This window comes from Picosynechococcus sp. PCC 73109 (assembly GCF_001521855.1).
GTDB lineage: Bacteria > Cyanobacteriota > Cyanobacteriia > Cyanobacteriales > MRBY01 > MRBY01.
Window position 1 is genome coordinate 2192143 of sequence record NZ_CP013998.1, and the last position, 18597, is coordinate 2210739.

The 18597-nt window shown below is 44.3% G+C and carries 14 protein-coding genes; 10 read left to right on the top strand and 4 right to left on the bottom strand.

Going from position 1 to position 18597, the window contains the following annotated elements:
- Positions 1 to 135: 135 nt before the first annotated feature.
- The gene (locus tag AWQ23_RS10590; RefSeq protein ID WP_062435205.1) at positions 136 to 2181 is read right to left on the bottom strand and encodes a SpoIIE family protein phosphatase; all 2046 of its coding nucleotides are present in this window, start codon (positions 2179 to 2181) and stop codon (positions 136 to 138) included.
- A gap of 722 nt (positions 2182 to 2903) precedes the next feature.
- Between AWQ23_RS10590 and AWQ23_RS10595 the strand changes: the two genes are divergently transcribed.
- The gene (locus AWQ23_RS10595; RefSeq protein WP_232308893.1) at positions 2904 to 5579 is read left to right on the top strand and encodes a DUF3131 domain-containing protein; all 2676 of its coding nucleotides are present in this window, start codon (positions 2904 to 2906) and stop codon (positions 5577 to 5579) included.
- Between the two features lie 87 nt (positions 5580 to 5666).
- Here the strand turns inward: AWQ23_RS10595 and AWQ23_RS10600 are convergent, their stop codons facing one another.
- Positions 5667 to 6749, bottom strand: coding sequence for a hypothetical protein (locus AWQ23_RS10600; RefSeq protein WP_232308894.1), 1083 nt, complete (start codon positions 6747 to 6749; stop codon positions 5667 to 5669).
- Between the two features lie 545 nt (positions 6750 to 7294).
- Here AWQ23_RS10600 and AWQ23_RS10605 point away from each other — a divergent pair.
- From AWQ23_RS10605 to AWQ23_RS10620, 4 genes are all read left to right on the top strand, one after another.
- Positions 7295 to 9595 carry a glycosyltransferase family 2 protein gene (locus tag AWQ23_RS10605; RefSeq protein ID WP_232308895.1) on the top strand — a complete coding sequence of 767 codons (2301 nt, stop codon included), beginning with the start codon at positions 7295 to 7297 and terminating at the stop codon, positions 9593 to 9595.
- A 52-nt stretch (positions 9596 to 9647) separates the two neighbouring features.
- Complete coding sequence (locus tag AWQ23_RS10610; RefSeq protein WP_030006637.1) at positions 9648 to 9980, top strand: STAS domain-containing protein; 333 nt, start codon at positions 9648 to 9650, stop codon at positions 9978 to 9980.
- A gap of 531 nt (positions 9981 to 10511) precedes the next feature.
- Entirely contained in the window at positions 10512 to 11693 is a 1182-nt protein-coding gene (locus AWQ23_RS10615) for an NAD(P)/FAD-dependent oxidoreductase (protein ID WP_062435215.1), read from the top strand.
- 6 nt (positions 11694 to 11699) lie between these two features.
- Positions 11700 to 12374 carry an HAD-IA family hydrolase gene (locus tag AWQ23_RS10620; protein WP_062435218.1) on the top strand — a complete coding sequence of 225 codons (675 nt, stop codon included), beginning with the start codon at positions 11700 to 11702 and terminating at the stop codon, positions 12372 to 12374.
- 48 nt (positions 12375 to 12422) lie between these two features.
- Here the strand turns inward: AWQ23_RS10620 and AWQ23_RS10625 are convergent, their stop codons facing one another.
- Positions 12423 to 13280: an urease accessory protein UreD gene (locus tag AWQ23_RS10625; protein ID WP_062435221.1), complete on the bottom strand. Its 858-nt coding sequence runs from the start codon at positions 13278 to 13280 to the stop codon at positions 12423 to 12425.
- Between the two features lie 267 nt (positions 13281 to 13547).
- Between AWQ23_RS10625 and glgA the strand changes: the two genes are divergently transcribed.
- From glgA to accC, 3 genes are all read left to right on the top strand, one after another.
- The gene (glgA, locus tag AWQ23_RS10635) at positions 13548 to 15020 is read left to right on the top strand and encodes a glycogen synthase GlgA (protein ID WP_062435226.1); all 1473 of its coding nucleotides are present in this window, start codon (positions 13548 to 13550) and stop codon (positions 15018 to 15020) included.
- Positions 15021 to 15159: 139 nt separating this feature from the next.
- Entirely contained in the window at positions 15160 to 15441 is a 282-nt protein-coding gene (locus tag AWQ23_RS10640) for a hypothetical protein (protein WP_030006632.1), read from the top strand.
- A gap of 111 nt (positions 15442 to 15552) precedes the next feature.
- Positions 15553 to 16899, top strand: coding sequence for an acetyl-CoA carboxylase biotin carboxylase subunit (gene accC / locus AWQ23_RS10645; protein WP_062435228.1), 1347 nt, complete (start codon positions 15553 to 15555; stop codon positions 16897 to 16899).
- Between the two features lie 65 nt (positions 16900 to 16964).
- Here the strand turns inward: accC and AWQ23_RS10650 are convergent, their stop codons facing one another.
- Complete coding sequence (locus AWQ23_RS10650) at positions 16965 to 17450, bottom strand: hypothetical protein (RefSeq protein ID WP_030006630.1); 486 nt, start codon at positions 17448 to 17450, stop codon at positions 16965 to 16967.
- Between the two features lie 255 nt (positions 17451 to 17705).
- Between AWQ23_RS10650 and AWQ23_RS10655 the strand changes: the two genes are divergently transcribed.
- The gene (locus AWQ23_RS10655) at positions 17706 to 17993 is read left to right on the top strand and encodes a YggT family protein (protein WP_012307731.1); all 288 of its coding nucleotides are present in this window, start codon (positions 17706 to 17708) and stop codon (positions 17991 to 17993) included.
- An 87-nt stretch (positions 17994 to 18080) separates the two neighbouring features.
- Positions 18081 to 18560, top strand: a complete 480-nt coding sequence (locus tag AWQ23_RS10660) for a hypothetical protein (RefSeq protein ID WP_041443575.1) — start codon at positions 18081 to 18083, stop codon at positions 18558 to 18560.
- Positions 18561 to 18597 lie beyond the last annotated feature (37 nt).

The following is an 18597-nucleotide window of genomic DNA, read 5'->3' on the forward strand; positions in this document are numbered from 1 at the left end:
AATTCAAGCGATTCGGTATTAATTCATTGTAATTTTTTACGTCATCGGAGTTTTTGAGTTTGTTTTTTTGAAAGCTATTTCTTCGAGAAATTTAATTTTAAAATGACGTGACTTAAATACATGAGATATTTTTGATTAAAATATTATTTCCATGATTGAACAATCATCCTCCAACTCGTAGTCATAATTGAGATGGTTGATTTGTTGAAAAAGAAATTGCAAATCGGGTGATGAATGTGATCGAGCATAGGACAAGATTAACTGACGCCAGTTTTGTAGCCCAAATATGTTTTTGTTTTCATTGATAAAAAATTCATAGGTGCCATCGCTAAAAAGAAAGAGTCGACTTTTCTTCGGGACTTTAATTTCAGCCGAAACAAAGGGAAAGTCAGAAAATAACCCCACAGCAATATTGCCCGAATTAAGCCCTTGAATTTCATAGTCTACCGTCTGTTTATTTGGAGTCAGAAGCAAAGCCTCAGGATGGCCCGCTGAAGCATATTTTAAAATATTAGACTCTGTATTCAAAACTCCATACCAGATAGTAAAATAATCTTCACCACTCTCACTGATTTGAAATAATTGATTTAGGCTATCTAAAACAATTCTAGGCTCATATAAATCCATATTTGTATAATTTTGTTGGCGTAAGATATTCAAAATTGATACCGAAAGTAATGAGGATTTAATCCCATGTCCTGAAACATCTAAGACATAAAACATCAGGTTCTCTGGATCAAGCCATGCATAATCAAAAATATCTCCACCAAGGGCATTGGAAGGTTTAAAAAGTGTTTCAATTCGTACTGAAAAATGGGTTAAACTAATGGTTCTATGGGGTAAGAGTGACTCTACATAACGTGCTGCTTGGTTGAGTTCAAATTGTAGTAAATTATTTTTTTGTTGCAACTCTTTTTCTACTTGCTTTCTTTTAAGATATTGTCCAATTTGTTTTCCTAAAACCTCTAAATCTCTGGAAAAAACATTATTGTTTTTCTGTTGCTTGGCATTAAAAAAAACCATCAGACCTAGTGTTTCTTGACTTTGGTTGAGAATGCAGCTTTGAACAGATTTAAATGAAATAGTCTGACAAGATTGAGAATCACTCTCAATTTTAATGATTTCTTGTTGGGACTGAAGTTCACTGATGTGAGATGTAATATCATAAACACTCTCCATCCAATCTTCTAGATAAAAAGAGTTTGGCACATCGCTTGAATTTTTGATTTTGTATTGTTTTGAATGCCAGCGAACGGTTCTTTTTAATTCTTGTTTTTGAGGATCTAATAACCAAAACTCTGCAAGCGAAAATCCCAAATTCCCACTAATTGCTTGTAATATGTATTGAATGGTTAAATCAATGCTATCAGAGCGAGAAATTATTTTATTGATTATATGTTCTAATTGACGATAGTTTTCATTGTAAAAATCTTTAGTAATATCGTATAATCTTCCAGCTATCCCAGATGATTCTGGTGATTGTTTTTCAACTTTTCCAGAAACCTGAATATTCACCCAACGAACTTCCCCTGACTTTGTAATAAAACGAGTTTTATAAGACCTTATATTACTATTTTCTAGTACTTTTTGAAGCTTTGTTTTATTATGATTTTTTTCTTTGGGATGAAGAAAATCGAAGAAGTTCCGACCGATTGTTTCATTTGATTGATAGCCCATAATTTTATACCAAGCCGGATTTACAAAAGTAATATTTCCTTCCGGAGTAAGGTGAAAGAGAACTTCTTGAAGGCTGCTGACAAGTGTCTGATATACTGCTTTGCTGTCGCGTAGTGCTTGTATCGTATCAACTAGCTTTAACATATGTTGAATCCGGCCAAGCAATACCGAAGTGCGAATAGGTTTTGTAATAAAATCGCTTACACCTATTTGAAATGCTTTGTCGATAGATTGATTGTCCCCAAGGGAAGTCAACATCATTATGGGAGTATCCTTGCCTTGTGGTGATTCTCTAATGATTTGACAAAAATCAAAGCCATCAAGCTCTGGCATCAAAGCATCTACTAAAACCAAGGCTGGTGATCGCTCTTGAAAAAGTGCAACACCTTGCTCGCCATTTTCTGCTTCAATCACTCGATAATTCGCTTTGATTAAAATATGTTTAACTAGTTTTCTGGATAGAGAATCATCATCAATAAGAAGAATTTCGGCGGTTGATTGCATTTTATATTTAACAGAACTTAGTGGATAATATAAAAAAGAAGTGCAAATATTTTGTTGACTTAATCAAGAAATGTCTAAAGGCTATTTTTTTCTTAAAATTTAGTATTCTTGCCGGTGGCATTATCGCGATTATCAACAAAAAGTAGGCAAAAACAATTAATATTTATTTCATCGAACTCAACTCCACAAAGAATAGTTTGATTAGCATTCTATGACTTTATTAATCAGAATGTTTGAGAAACTAAAATCTTGTTATACTATCATTCTAATTAAAAGTCAGTAAATAATGGTAAACCATTAAAATATTAATTATTTTTAAGCATTGCTTGACATCTAGGGAGGACTCAACTCTTTCAGGCGTATGGATGATGAAAATTTTGAAGCTCCTCCGACAGTACTTGTCATAGGTACTGTGGTAGTGGGTGTGCTATCTGGTGTTGGACTGGTTATTCTCTTGGAATATTTAAGTAGAAAAATCCCGCCCCAACCGAGTTCGACTTTTAATCACCAAGTTATTTCTACGGTCATTCTCCAGGGTGATTGTTCTTCATCTTCATTCTTCGGTCAGCTTCAATCTAGGTGTGACTAATATTTCCTTTCTGTTACTTGAATAAGAACGCATGTCTTTTTCTTACATGATTCGCAGAGCGAAGGGTCTTCTCGCTTGTTTGGTTTTAGGTCTTTTCTTATCCTATGGGCTGAATTTTATGCCAACGTCACTGGTGAAAGCACAACCCGCTCCAGAAATGTGTGGTGCGATCGCCGCGCCTCTGACTCCCGAAGAGCAAAAATATGCCCAGTCTGCCTGGAAATACTTTGTCGATAATGTACAACCCAGTACTGGATTATCGAATGCTGCTGGGAGTTTCCCGGCTAGTACGATGTGGGATTTAGGCAATTACCTAATGGCCATGAATGCGGCCCGGGGAATGGGGCTGATTAACCAAGGGGACTTTGATAGTCGGTTAAATCAGTTTTTGACGAGCCTCGCCGAACTGCCACTCTTTGAAGATACCCTGCCCAATAAAGTCTATAACAGCGCAACTAAAGAGATCGTAGACTATGGCAATAATCCCATTGAACGAGGCATTGGCTGGTCTGCCCTCGATATGGGCCGTCTCCTTGCTGCTTTTCATATTATCCAGATGTGCCATCCTCAATATTCAGACTGGGTGTCCGGCATTGTCTCAAGTTGGAATGTTGCTGAGTCCGTTGAAAATGGCAGCCTCTATGGTGCGATGGTTTTACCCGACGGCTCGACTCTCAAGGTACAGGAGGGACGTCTTGGCTATGAGGAATATGCGGCCCGGGGCTATTCCTTCTGGGGATTTGAGGTGCCAGCGGCGATCGCCCACGAACCTTTTGAATTTGTCGATATTTATGGCGTACAAATTCCGGTTGATACCCGCGATTACTTTGAGACCAATGCTAATAACTATGTTGTCAGCGAAGCCTACATTTTAGATGCCATCGAATTTGGCTTACAGGGAGAACGAGCAGACCATGCTCGTCGGGTATTTGAAGCGCAGAAACGTCGTTATGAAGAGACGGGACTGCTGACCTCTGTCTCAGAAGACAACATTAATCAAGCCCCCCACTTTCTTTACAACACGGTTTATGCCAATGGTCAGCCCTGGGCTGTAATCACAGAAAACAACGAATCATATCCAGAACTGCGTACCCTCAGTTCAAAGTCGGCATTTGGTTGGCGTTACATTTATCCAGACGATGCCTATGCCCAGAAAGTTTTTGACCATATCAAAGACAGCACAAATTCCGGTAGAGGTTACTATGCGGGGATTTATGAGTCGGGCCTCTATGATCCGCAGCCACCCCTCAACGATATTTTAACGGGAAATACCAATGGGTTGATCCTTGAAATTCTCTATTACAAAGCAAGAGATTTTAAACCGATGGTTGAGGGGCAAAGCTCAGTCCCTAGCTCCTCTGCGCCAAGGGTTTCAGTTGCTCCCATTGCGCCATCTATCAATAGTGCTACGGTTAGTTGCGCACCCCAAGCTGAGGAAATTGATGTGGCGGTGCTCGCCCCCGTCCGCTCAGTGAAATCCAGTAATTGTCCCACCCCAGGCGAGGAAGTAAATCCTACCGATCGTCGTTACGCAGAAATCGCCTGGCAATATTTTGAAACCAACCATCGAAAAACAGGTCTGGTGCCAGATCGAAGCGATTTAGAAGGCATAACCGCGTGGGGAATGGGAGATTATTTGGCTGCACTCCATGCGGCCCGTACCCTTAATATAATTTCCCCAGAAACCTTTGATCAGCGCGTGCGCCACTTTCTCGGTGCCTTGCAAGAAATGGAGCTATTTGGGGCGGAGTTGCCCTACCGCGCCTATGATACTTTGACCCTGAAACCCATCGACTATGGTGGTAACCACAGCAACAATGGTTGGTCTGGCTTAGATCTGGGTCGGCTTTTGACCTCTCTTCATGTTTTAAAAACTTGCCACCCGGAATATCAAGAGGCAGTCGATCAGGTAGTTTTAGATTGGTCGTATCTACGGGTTGTGCGCGATGGCCAAGTTGCGAATATCAGTGTGGAGAAAAATAACCGGGGCAGACAACAGCGTCTCCAAGTTCAGCCAGCTCACCTGTTTGGTTATGAAGAATATGCTGCGCGAGGATTTCAGCTTTGGGGTTTTGATGTCCATCGTTCTGCCATTGGGGATGATTATGTAACCCAAACGGTTGCTGGGGAAAAAATTCCCGTGGCGCGCTCTCAAGTAAACCAGGGTCAACAACAGAAGAGAGCCAGCACTATCACGAATCCCTTTCTGCTTTATGGTTTGGAATTTGGTTTTGACCCCCAAAGTCGTAATTTTATTGACAGTATCTATCGAGCAGAGGCAAAACGCTATGGAGAGACGGGGAAGTTGAGCGCATCGGGAACCACGCTAATTCAGGAACCCCCCTATGTGATCCACAGTACGGTCATTAATAATGGGAAGCCTTGGGCCGCAGTGGATGACGGGGGAAACCTGGTACCACAAGGCCGTGTTGTCAGTACGGCGATCGCCTCTGCTTACCATGCATTGTTTCCAGATGATGACTATGGGAAAACCCTATGGCAAGCAACGTTAGACCTATACGATCCAAACCTAGGCTATTACGAAGGTTTGTACGAAGAGAGCGGACAGCCTAGCCTCGGACTGACCAGCGGTACAAATAGCTTGATCTTGCAGGCTTTGCTCTATAAATACATGGCTCAACAACCGATTATCCGACCCCATCAAAATCTAGAAAGTCGCTGGTGGCAGGAAATCAAAAATGGCGATCGCCATGGCTTAGGACTCCCCAGTCGGAGCTTTCCTCGCATCGAACTTAAAGGGACTGGAAATCGCCAATATTGGGATCTCAAAACTAATGTAAATGACTAACTATAAACGTCTCATTTTTATTTCTATTTGTTAAGTAGAATCTTCTTTTTTCGTGTCTCAAAATCTCAGAAATCATTAGTTAAAAAATCAAAGCTGTACCCGCAATATTGTTCTCCATGTTTCGCTATTATATCGACTGTTACTGTTGTCTCCTAAAACATTACTAAAACGATAATCTAGATCCCAGAAAATATCTTCAGCAAGTGTTGTGGTACAGCGACCACCATAGCCATATACAAAATCCCATTGTCCTTGGAGGCGTTGCTGGCCAACAGATGCGGACAAATTACAATCCAGCCAGGAAAAAATATTTTTATTCCAAATCAATTCACCATTGATAACAAGAAAATCTTCTGGTGAAAAATAGCCACTTTCTATTTCTTTATCTTCGCGATAACGCCAGTTAAAAAGATTCGCTGCTAGCTGAAATTCACCGCTAGTATGTTCTAATCGACTAAAGGATTGTTGTTCATGATTGCCATCACTGTAACGACCCCAACGAACCAAACTAAAAAAACTTGTATCTGGAGAAATTTGCCAGAATAGATTGGGGCCATAACGCCAATTTGTGATTTCATTTTCAACGGTTTTTGCATTAAATTTATAGGGAGCATGTTCGACAAAAAAAGACAAACTGGCTCGTTCACCGATATTCACACGGCTATTAGCCCGAAAACTAAGAGCTGGCGTAACGCGATCAAACCAATCAATTCCAGTCCCAATAGCACTCTCTAAACCAGCAATTTTTCCTTCCCAATCAAACTGTAAAGGAATATTTTGGATCGAATCAATCTCTGGTTGCTGGAATCGATTAAAGCCACTTGTCAAACTCAGGCGATCGCCATTAGGTAAAGTACCAGTAATGCTGGGTTGAATTAAAAGATTATCCTGCTCAAAATTGGTGGTAAAGTAGCGAAAATCTATGGTGACTGATTCCAAATCCCAAAAAGATGTTAGATTTTTTGTCTGTTGTTCTTCATTGTCTGTAGAAGAAGTCTCAAAAATAGTCTGTAAATCTTCCGTTACATCTTCAGAGGATGTAGATGTTTCTCGTAAACTAGGGTTTAAATTTTGCGGTGCCGCTAGATACCAAACCTTTTTTATCTCTCGTTCTTCCCTCTGGATTGGTACTTCAATCGGGGTGGTATTGCTGTCAATATTCAGTAACATAGTGAAGATAGACAAAATGATTTATAAATATTTTTCTTAACAGAGATTATAAACTGTTTTTTTGGATGTAATATAAACTCAATTTGAGTGTGACTTGTCTAAGGAAAGCCATAGGCAATAAAATCACTGCTAATACATACTAACTAAATGAGTAAGCAAATGATCTATCTAGAAAAGATCAAGTCAAAATTTAATTGGCTATTTTTCATGAAAATCGTTCTTCTTACTAGAAAATTTTCTTGTTATTAATAATCTTAGGGCAAGGTTTTATGGAGGTCATGCAAGAGAAATGCAGTGTTTAAGAAAAGAATACATTCTACAAAAAAATCAATTCAAAAATACAATCGACTTGTCTCATAAAACACTATTTTTTTGAGTCAAAACAATATGTAATTGAACTTGGGCACTAGACTAAATCGAATTTATTTTTCTTTGATTTAACTTCTTGGCAAGCTTGTTTTTATTCATTTTATTTATCAACCATGTTGGAACTAGTCCCCTCATTTAAAAACAAACGAGTCACACTCCGAAAGCATACATTGTTAATGCGCTATATGATTTTAATCAATCTGATTATAGGTGCTTGGTATTTGTATTGGCGTTGGACAGAGTCATTAAATCCTCAGGCATTATGGTTTGCCATACCTCTCGTTTGTGCAGAGACCTATATGTTTCTTGGAGGAATACTCTTTTTCTATTCTATATGGCGACCGATTGAGCGTAATAATAAAAACTTATCTGCTCTCAAGCCGCAGTTTTTATCAAAAAATTTCCCCTCAGTTGATGTTTTTATTACCTGTTACAATGAGCCGAGTGAAATGGTCTACACAACGGCTCAGGCAGCACTATCAATGGACTATCCATTGGAAAAACTCCGAGTCTATATTTTAGACGATGGTAATTCTCCCGAAATGAGAGCAATGGCTGAAAAGCTCTGTCTTCAAGATTTACAGCGGCCGGCCCTACAAGAAATAGCAGAAACAATTCAAATACAAAAATATTTACGTCAATCGCATATTGCTCAATTGAATGCTATTAAAAAAGATCTAGTCGAGATAGAAGGATTTATTAATAGCTATCGCTTGATTATTCCTAGCGATCACCAAGAATTGAAGAATGTCCTTGATTGGCTTAATGATCTTCGTCCAAATACAATTTCAGATCGAGACTGGATAATTTGTCAAACAATCCTCGGAGAGGGGTTAGATAATGCTATTGTCCATGCCCATAAAAATTCACCTCAAGAGCAGTCAATTACTTTAGAAATTGCGATTTTCAATTATGCTTTTGTTCTTAGAATTTGGGATAAAGGTGATTTTTTTGATTTAGAAAGCCATCTAAAAGATCTCAATGATGTCGAAGAGGACGCTGAACATGGGCGAGGCATTTCTATTATTTATCAATTGGCAGATCAATTCTTCTATATTCGCACTGACGATGAACAAAATTGTTTGATTGTCGTCAAAGAAATTTCTCCTGTTGATGCCCAAGACGAAAAAGAAAAGTATCAAAATTATCTTCAAGGCCTTAAACAGTTGATATTGAGTGATTCCACAAACTCTCAAAGTATAATTGATGTTTATGAGAAAAAAATCAAAGAATTAGAAGACGAAGTTAATAGGTATACGCAGCAACTGATCGATCTCCCCAGATGTCGCTACATTGCTCGTCAAAAACCAAAAGGTCGTCCCCATCATGCCAAAGCTGGCAACATAAATCATGCAATTTTTTCTGGAGAAACCAATGGCCAATTGATTCTCACTCTGGATGCTGATCATATCCCTAAACCAAATTTTTTACAAAGAGTAATTCCACATTTTTATAGATTCAATATAGAAAATGGCTGTTATGAATTAAATCATGTCGCTTTTGTACAGACGCCTCAAGCTTTTTCAAATCTTCCCAGTGATGATCCTTTTGGTCATAATGCCCACTTTTTTTATGGCCCTATCCAACAGGGAAAAGACGGCATGAATGCAGCTTTTTACACGGGAACAAATGCTGTTCTAAGACGAGAAGCCTTGGTTCAAATGGGGCTGCAACATTTTTCTGATGATTATATTAGTAATGAAAATAAATTAGAAGAATTTGAAATGATTGGGGCTTTGTCTAGCATTAGTATTACTGAAGATATGAATACAGCGATGCGTTTACATGCGACAGGGTGGAGATCTATTTATCATAATGAAATTCTTGCAGAAGGTTTGGCTCCAGATGATCTGCGATCTACGTTGCAGCAAAAACTACGATGGGCTCAGGGCACAATTCAAGTCTTACTTCGAGATAATCCTTTATTTAAAACTGGTTTAAGTTTTGGACAACGTATTCAATATTTCCAAACTATGTACAGTTATTTTTCCGGTTTTTTTGTTTTGATTTTATTATCTTGTCCGCTAATTTCTTTGGGGACAGGACTAATTCCAGTGGGCTCCTTTGGAGTTGATTTTGCGTGGCATTTTATTCCAGCATATATGTTAAATCGAATAACATTATGGATTTCCGCTTGGGGAATATCATGGCGTGAGCTTTGGCGTAATGAACAATATATGATCGGTCTTTTCCCTTTGCAGATACAGGCTGTTTTGAGCGTTTTTACTGGAACATCGATTAAGTTTGAAGTCACCCCAAAACAACGCCAGTCTGGTATATACTTCAGTCTAATTCCGGTTCAAATATTTTTCTTTTTGGCAACAATAATGGCCTTGATCTGGGGAGGATTTCAGTTATTATTCTATGATGGACTTTCTGAATTGACTTACTTCATTAATGCCGTATGGTGTGTATACCATTTAGGTCTTTTGTGGAGTATTATCAGAGCTGCTTACTGGCAGCCAGAAGAGCAATAGCTTGTTTTAGGAGACAAGTAAGTCATCGTTATTTGCATTTGGAGAAAAGCTCATGTCTAAGGAATTTGTGATTCTTGAACCTCAGGGGATATTAGATGGCCCCAATACAAATGAACTGAGATTGCAGATAATTGATCTATTAAGGGGAGAAATAGATGGTATTTTGCTTGACTTAAATCAAATTGAGTTTATGAATAGCTCAAGTATCGGTGCGTTGGTCGCTATTCTGAAAGTAGTTCGTGCCGAAAATAAAAAATTATACTTATGCTCGTTGACAGACCAAGTAAGTATGATTTTTGAGCTAACAAAGATGGATCGTATTTTTACTACCTTTAAAGATCGTGATGAATTTAATAGGAAAGTGATTGAAGCTTCTGAGGCATAGTATTTTTGTCTTCTTGAGTTTGGTTTGTTATTGGTGATTGCTGCTAAAAAAAATCATGATAGGTAGGGCTTTTAAGCAGAGTATATCGAGCGGCAACAAGACTGAATCAAGAGTTCCAATTACATATTTTGTCCTAAAATTCTTTTGTCTATTCTGTAGGGTGTGACTGCTTGACAGACAGAAATCAAAGGAGTATTGGAACATGATTTTGCTTCTTATCCATTACTAAAGTTCTTTTTTACTACTTTTTGATCAGCTTGATTTTAGTTGTGCTTGAGTCTCCTCCGTGTGCATCACTATTGGAGATTATGGGCATCATTGCACCCAAAATAGACGGGAAAAAACCTAAAGAAGTTAAAAAGATTACATTTCCCCAGTGATCCCCGCGCTAGGTTAGCAATACCCTCCGATTGCTTATCAAGCTAGACCGTCCTCACCCAGTGGCGGTTTTTTATTGCCGCAGTGGGCCTACCCCCCTTGGGAAATTAAGGCACAATAGTTAAACGTTGCACGCCATCATCCTCTTTTCCCATGAGTCAGCCCCACATCGTCATTATCGGCGGCGGTTTTGCCGGACTGTACACAGCCCTGCGTCTGTTGCAATTTCCCTGGGAAGCCAACCATTATCCAGAAATTACATTACTCGACCAGCAGGATCATTTTGTCTTCAGTCCACTGCTGTATGAACTGATCACCGAGGAGATGCAGCCTTGGGAAGTGGCCCCCTCCTACACGGATCTATTGCGCCATGGCCCGGTAAAGTTTATCCAAACCCAGGTGCAAACCGTTGACCCGACCCAGAAACAAGTGATCTGTGGCGATCGCCAAATTCCCTACGACTACCTGGTGATTGCGGCTGGGGGCACCAACAAAACCCTTGATATTCCTGGGGTAAAAGACCATGCGATTCCCTTTAAAACCCTCCAGGATGCCCTGCGGCTAAAGGAAAACCTACGGGTTTTAGAAACCAGCACGGCCGAAAAAATTCGCATTGCCATCGTGGGCGGCGGCTACAGTGGTGTGGAATTGGCCTGTAAATTGGCAGATCGCTTGGGCGATCGCGGTCGGTTGCGGATCATTGATCGCGGCGATGAAATCCTGAAAAATGCACCTAAATTCAACCAACTGGCCGCCAAGGACGCCCTAGAAGAACGAGGAATTTGGATAGACTACGCCACGGAAGTCACGGAAGTTACCACCGATAGCCTCAGCCTCCGTTACAAGGGGGAAATCGATACGATTCCGGTAGACCTGGTTTTGTGGACTGGCGGAACGGCGATCGCCCCTTGGATTCGAGAGTTAACTCTTCCCCATGCTGATAATGGAAAATTGCAAGTTAATTCCCAGTTGCAAATTAGCGATCAACCTGAAATCTTTGCCCTCGGTGACGTGGCCCAGGGAACCGATGATCTGCCGATGACAGCCCAAGTTGCCATTCAACAGGCCGATGTGTGCGCCTGGAATTTGCGGGGCCTCATTGCCAATAAGCCACTTCTGCCATTTAACTTTTTCAATCTCGGCGAAATGCTGACCCTCGGCGAAAACAATGCCACCCTCAGCGGTTTAGGCATTGAACTCGAAGGTAATCTCGCCCATGTAGCCCGTCGTTTGGTCTACCTCTATCGTTTGCCCACCTGGGAACACCAAGTACAGGTTGGTCTAAATTGGCTTGTGCAACCCCTTGCAAAATTATTGGCTCAGTCAGCAAAGTAAAAAATAATGGAAACACAGCCGAAGGTCATTTTTTTTGATGCGGTCGGAACCCTCTTCGGGGTCAAGGACGGGGTCGGGGCCACCTACGGGAAAATCGCCCAACGCCACGGTGTCAGCGCCGATCCAGATCGTCTGGAACAAGGGTTTCGTCAATCTTTTAAGCGTAAACCAGCCCCTGCCTTTCCGAATATTGATGCTGATTTGATCCCGAAACAGGAATTTCTTTGGTGGGAGGCGATCGCCCAGGAAACGTTTACTGCTGCCGGGGTGATTGAACAGTTTCCCGATTTTCGCGCTTTTTTTACGGATTTGTACCAGCATTTTGCGACGGCAGAACCCTGGTTTATTTTCACAGAAACCTTGGCTTCGGTGCAGACTTGGCACACCCAGGGCATTGAATTGGGTTTGATCTCCAATTTCGACTCCCGCTTGTTACAAGTTTTAGACGCCTTAGAATTAGCCCCCTATTTCCAGAGTGTGACTATTTCTTCTCTAACCGGGGCGGCGAAACCAGACCCCAAAATTTTCCAGGCAGCCCTCGCTAAACATGATTGTCAACCAGAAGAAGCGCTCCACATCGGCGACAGTCGCCTGGAAGATTACGAAGCAGCAAAACGATTGGGGATGCAGGCGCACCTCATCGAACGGGATCGGCCTTTTCCCTACAGTCGCCAGCCTTAACTCCCTCAAGGGACCCCCCTCTAACTCCCCTCAAGGGGAGAATGTTGGTCAATAGGTCTGCCAGACGCGGGACAGGGTTGGTAGTTGCGGGGAATAGAGCGATCGCCAATTTTGCCAAAGGGAGATAAACCAGCGTTTTACTTCCGTGCTGGAGTGGCCCCGGTAGCGACAGAGCACGCCTTTGGGTAATTGTGTGATCCCGCCCAAGCCCTGCTGAATGGTGGCCATGGTTTGTCGCAATTCCGTAATTTGGGCCTCGCTAATCTCTAAACCCACCAAAGCCAGGCTTCCCACCACCGGCTGATTATTGAGACCATTCCAGGCAGCAAAGACTTCTGGATTTCCCGGTAGCCATTGGCGATCGCCCCAGAGCAGTTCATCATCTTGCCAAATTTCTGTCAGCCCCCGCCAGTTACCAGAGATGAATTTTTCGCCCCGGGCCGTGCGCCCAAACCGAAGAACTTCCCAGCCACACCACACCGCACCGGGAGCCAGATTGACCCGCAAGCTCTGATGATATTCTGCCCCATCGAAAATAATCATTTCCTGGGGAAAATATTCCAAAATGCTGCCCGGTGCTTGGTGAATAATGCCGTCCTGCTGCGCCGTTTCCCCGTTAGTACGATAAATTTTGTTGGCCGCCGCCGTTGTGAGGAAAACATGACTTTTGGGATGTAGTTCGAGATCCAGAGATAGGCGATCGCCGCCGACAATGCCCCCTGCCGTGTGGAGCAAGACCGTGTGACACACTCGATTTCCTTCCGGATAAAAAGGCCGCTGGATGCGAAACGGCGCTTGGGTAAAACAGCGTTGCATTTCCGTCTTGCCCTGGCGTTGCCCGTAAATTAAGCCCACCTTGCCGTGCCAGGGCTGCGCTTTGTGAATCACCTGTTGTTGATCTTGCATTTTTGTCTGAAATTGATGGGATTAGGGGGACTAAAAATTGCTGCCAAAACAGCCCCCAACAGCAGTCTATTTTCCCGATCATCCCACTGATCCGGGCAGGCCCAACGGCGATCGCCAAATATTTTGTTCCTAAAACAATGGAGCAAACAAACCTCAAGAATCCTAATCAAACTTCCGCCTCCGTATAGTTGCCGCTCACAGACAGATGCTTTATCTTTGAAAAAATTTTACGAATTTCCCATTCTTTCAGAAACATAAGGAGTCCCTATGTACATCGTCCAGATTGCTTCGGAATGCGCCCCCGTCGCGAAGGTAGGTGGACTTGGAGATGTGGTTTACGGACTCAGTCGCGAGCTTAGTCTGCGCGGTCATTGTGTCGAAATCATTTTGCCCAAATATGATTGTCTCCGTTACGACCACATTTGGGGGATGCACGAAGCCTATCGGGATCTTTGGGTACCCTGGTTTGGCGGTGCGATCCACTGCACCGTTTTCTATGGCTGGGTCCATGGCCAACAATGTTTCTTTATCGAACCCCACTCCGGTGATAACTTTTTCAGTCGGGGCTTTTTTTATGGAGCCTTAGACGACCACATGCGCTTTGCCTTCTTTAGCAAGGCGGCCCTCGAATTTTTACAAAAATCCAACAAACGTCCCGATATTATCCACTGCCATGACTGGCAAACCGGTCTCGTTCCGGTGATGCTCTTTGAAATGTACAAGTGGCATGGCCTGTGGAATCAGCGGGTGTGCTACACCATCCACAACTTTAAACATCAGGGTATTGCGGGCGCTGACGTCTTATGGGCGACGGGTCTCAATAACGAAGGCTACTATTTCCACTACGATCGCCTCCGGGATAACTTTAATCCCTTTGCCTTAAATTGCATGAAAGGGGGCATCGTCTATGCCAATGCGGTGACGACCGTTTCTCCCCACCACGCCTGGGAAGCCCACTACACCGATATTGGTTGTGGTCTGAGCCATACCCTCCATCTCCACCAAGACAAGTTCAAGGGAATTCTCAACGGCATCGATTACAGCACTTGGAACCCAGAAGTAGACCACAATATCGAGCTGCAATACAGTTGGGATAGCCTCGAAAATAAAGCGAAAAACAAAAAAGCCCTACGCGATCGCCTATTACTTGAAGACAATGACCGACCGATCATCGCCTACATTGGCCGTCTCGATGACCAAAAAGGCGTTCATCTCGTTCACCATGCCATGTACTATGCCTTGAATCGGGGAGCCCAATTTGTCCTGCTTGGTTCCGCCACCGAAGGCTCGATCAACTCCTGGTTCTGGCACGAGAAATTCCACCTCAACGACAACCCCAACTGTCACATCGAGCTGGGCTTCAACGCCGAACTGTCCCACATGATCTATGCCGGGGCTGATATGCTTGTCGTCCCCAGTAACTACGAACCCTGTGGCCTGACCCAACTCATTGCCCTGAAGTATGGTGTGGTGCCCATTGTCCGTGGTGTCGGTGGCCTCGTGAGTACCGTGTTTGACCGGGATCATGATGATAAACATCCCCCCGAAGAACGCAATGGTTATGTCTTTTACCAAACGGATAACCATGCCCTCGAATCCGCCATGGAACGGGCCATTGGTTTATACACCGTGTACCCAGAAGAGTTCCGGAAGCTGCAAATCCAGGGAATGAAATATGACTATTCCTGGAACAACCCCGGCAATGAATACATCGATCTCTACGAGTTTATCCGTGCCTGATGGGTGCTGGGCAAAGACGTTTTGAGGTTTAACCGAGAGCCCACCTGGGAAGTTTGTCCCAAAAGCCTAAACCGAGGTTCCTAACAATTCCCAGGGAAGTCGCTACCATGGTAGGCAAGTTTCTCCTTTGTCCGTGCCTATGGATGCCTTTAGCCCCTATCCGCCTGAGTGGATCAAAAATGCCAGTCATGCCCTCAGTTTCCATTGTCCTAGCTGTGAAGCGCTCCCCCATGATGCGAAACGGGCTTGGTTAAATCGCTATGCTCCCGTGACCGATGCGCTGCACCGTCGCCGCTGGCAGGAGTTTTATGAATGTCAATGTGGCACCGTTTGGTGGGCCTGGAGTAGCGATCGCCCCCCATCCCGTTACCAAACAGATGACCGGGGTGAAAATGACGAATTTCGCCAGGGCTTGTTTTAGGGGAATCGTGAAAGTCTGTTCCGGGGCGATCGCCGCTTGCCGAGGGATACCCCTTACCATGATAATGTTGGCTACCCATCACACTGGGGACGCAAACGCCAACGGAACACCATGCAGTTTTCAAAGATTCTCATCGCCAATCGCGGAGAAGTTGCCCTACGCATTATCCACACCTGTCAGGAGCTCGGCATTGCCACAGTTGCCGTCCACTCCACCGTAGATCGCCAAGCCCTCCACGTTCAGCTCGCCGATGAGAGCATTTGCATTGGCCCGCCCCAGAGCAGCAAAAGCTATCTCAACATTCCCAATATTATCGCTGCGGCCCTCAGCAGTAACGCCGACGCAATCCACCCAGGCTACGGTTTCCTCGCCGAAAATGCCAAGTTTGCAGAAATTTGTGCCGACCACCAAATCACCTTCATTGGCCCTTCCCCAGAAGCAATGATCGCCATGGGGGACAAATCCACTGCCAAAAAAACGATGCAGGCGGCAAAAGTCCCCACCGTACCCGGTAGTGCTGGGTTGGTGGCCTCCGAAGAACAAGCCCTAGAAATCGCCCAACAAATTGGCTATCCTGTGATGATCAAAGCCACGGCGGGTGGTGGCGGCCGGGGGATGCGCCTTGTGCCCAGCGCTGAGGAGTTACCCCGTTTGTACCGAGCGGCCCAGGGGGAAGCAGAAGCAGCCTTTGGGAATGGCGGCGTTTACATCGAAAAATTTATTGAACGGCCCCGCCACATTGAATTTCAGATCCTCGCGGATCAGTACGGCAATGTGATTCACCTCGGCGAACGGGATTGTTCGATCCAGCGACGGCACCAAAAACTCCTCGAAGAAGCGCCCAGCGCGATCCTCACCCCCAGACTGCGGGACAAAATGGGGAAAGCAGCGGTCAAAGCGGCTAAATCCATTGATTATGTCGGGGCGGGAACGGTGGAATTCCTCGTAGATAAAAATGGGGATTTCTACTTTATGGAGATGAATACCCGCATTCAGGTGGAACACCCGGTCACAGAGATGGTGACGGGACTAGATTTGATCGCCGAACAAATTAAAGTTGCCCAAGGCGATCGCCTCAGTTTGAATCAAAATCAAGTGAACTTAACTGGTCATGCCATCGAGTGCCGGATTAACGCCGAGGATCCCGACCATGATTTCCGACCGACCCCAGGCAAAATCAGTGGTTACCTTCCCCCCGGTGGCCCTGGGGTACGGATGGATTCCCACGTTTACACCGACTATGAAATTTCTCCTTACTACGATTCTTTGATCGGTAAATTAATCGTTTGGGGGCCAGACCGAGATACCGCCATTCGCCGCATGAAGCGGGCACTCCGAGAATGTGCGATTACTGGAGTATCGACCACCATTAGCTTCCACCAAAAGATTTTGAATCACCCGGCTTTTTTGGAGGCCGATGTCGATACAAACTTTATCCAGCAGCACATGTTGCCCTAGGGGCGATCGCAAATAGTCTCTAACCTTGAGGGCAACCCCCATAAGCGACGATTGGGGAAGTGCCCTTACTTCTTCGCGATGACTTGCACCAAAGTCTGGTCTTGGTCTGCGTAGATCATGATTTGGGAAGCGCGCTCTTGCTTTTGAAAGCCAAACATCGATTGCCCGTTGACGTCCATGGTCATTTCTTGAGTCCAACCGTTTTTGGCCATTTCTGCGGTGTATTTGTCCTTGACAGCGGCTACACTTTCATTAGTAACAAAGGTGACAGAAACCCCTTCCGGTAAATCCATCGCCATTCTAATTTCCGCATTTTTATCGAAATAAATGTCCTTGGGGAAGGTGTCGGGGAGTTTGACATTGTCGCCGCTGCTGACAGACAGATTCCCTTCGTTGGTTTTGATATCGACGGATTCTTTGGACATATCGATATCGACTTTTTCGCCGGAGCCAGCTTCAATCGCTTTTTCAAAAATTATTTCCTGAACCATACCGCAGCCACCGAGGCTGAGGGCACAGAGGAAGAAGGCAGGGAGAATCAACTTTTTCACGGCTTTTGTCCTTAAATTTTGTTTGTTGATCATTGGCTTGTGGTACTTGCCATGGCCCTTTGGGTTATGTGCTTTGGTTTTAAGGGCAATGGTCAAAACAAACCGCCAATAATAATTTATAGTGGGCACCCAGGCAGACTGATGCAGTTTCTGAAAATCCCAGGTCGTTGCCCCCATTTTCAATGGGTTCGGTAAAAATCAAGGTCGCAGTTAAGTTAAATTAAGTCTTAACGCAATGAATTTTTGGTGAATGCGATGTCTTGGTTAGCTGTGACAAGTTTGGGGCTCAATCTGCTGTTGGGCGCGATGACTTTATTTTTTATTTTCCGCATTGTGCTCACTTGGTATCCCCAGGCGGAATTAACGAAACTGCCCTTTAGCTTGGTGGTATTGCCGACGGAACCGCTTTTGGCCCCGACCAGAAAGCTGGTGCCGCCCCTGGGAGGCATTGATATTTCTCCGGTGATTTGGGTCGGGATCGTCACCCTCCTGCGGGAGGTACTCTTGGGTCAGCAGGGTCTATTGGTGATGCTATTGCGTTAGGTGGATTGAAGGGGCGAGCCGTTGGAACCCCAGGCTTTTGATCCACGTCTAGCGAGGTAATGCTGGAATCAAAAAAGGATATTCGATATGTGGCGACGGTGCTTATTGGCGTTAACGGGGGCTTGGGGGATGGGACTGGCGATCGCCCCGGTGATGGCCCAACCGTTACCAAAACAAGCCATTTTTGAAAATCTCCAGTTGCGCCCTAATTTTGCCCCCAATCCCCAGCTATTACGGGGGGTCAGTGGGGGAAGTGAACCCGCCGCAGAATTTTTAGGAATCGAGGATACTCCCACGGGGTCTTGTGTTGGCTTTATCGATAACCATGCCGACCATCGCCTCAGCCTCATGACATTTTTTAATGATTTAGAACTGAGCGTTGAAAGTGCCGGAGATACGGTGCTCGTGGTCAAAGGCCCCGGTGGTGTATGGTGCAATGACGATGCGGTGGGTCAAAATCCGGCAATTCGCGGCGAATGGCAAAAAGGACTGTATCAAGTCTGGGTTGGCTCCCGGGGACAACGGCAATATTATCCCTATATTTTAGAAATTCACCATCGGAAGTAGTTGATCCCTAAGTTGGGAGATCAGGTAATGGGGGATA

Bases quoted from the DNA above. Each gene is read 5' to 3' on its own strand.
- AWQ23_RS10590 (WP_062435205.1), bottom strand. From the start codon at position 2,181: ATGCAATCAACCGCCGAAATTCTTCTTATTGATGATGATTCTCTATCC.
- AWQ23_RS10600 (WP_232308894.1), bottom strand. From the start codon at position 6,749: ATGTTACTGAATATTGACAGCAATACCACCCCGATTGAAGTACCAATC.
- AWQ23_RS10605 (WP_232308895.1), top strand. From the start codon at position 7,295: ATGCGCTATATGATTTTAATCAATCTGATTATAGGTGCTTGGTATTTG.
- AWQ23_RS10610 (WP_030006637.1), top strand. From the start codon at position 9,648: ATGTCTAAGGAATTTGTGATTCTTGAACCTCAGGGGATATTAGATGGC.
- AWQ23_RS10615 (WP_062435215.1), top strand. From the start codon at position 10,512: ATGAGTCAGCCCCACATCGTCATTATCGGCGGCGGTTTTGCCGGACTG.
- AWQ23_RS10620 (WP_062435218.1), top strand. From the start codon at position 11,700: ATGGAAACACAGCCGAAGGTCATTTTTTTTGATGCGGTCGGAACCCTC.
- AWQ23_RS10625 (WP_062435221.1), bottom strand. From the start codon at position 13,280: ATGCAAGATCAACAACAGGTGATTCACAAAGCGCAGCCCTGGCACGGC.
- glgA (WP_062435226.1), top strand. From the start codon at position 13,548: ATGTACATCGTCCAGATTGCTTCGGAATGCGCCCCCGTCGCGAAGGTA.
- AWQ23_RS10640 (WP_030006632.1), top strand. From the start codon at position 15,160: ATGGATGCCTTTAGCCCCTATCCGCCTGAGTGGATCAAAAATGCCAGT.
- accC (WP_062435228.1), top strand. From the start codon at position 15,553: ATGCAGTTTTCAAAGATTCTCATCGCCAATCGCGGAGAAGTTGCCCTA.
- AWQ23_RS10655 (WP_012307731.1), top strand. From the start codon at position 17,706: ATGTCTTGGTTAGCTGTGACAAGTTTGGGGCTCAATCTGCTGTTGGGC.
- AWQ23_RS10660 (WP_041443575.1), top strand. From the start codon at position 18,081: ATGTGGCGACGGTGCTTATTGGCGTTAACGGGGGCTTGGGGGATGGGA.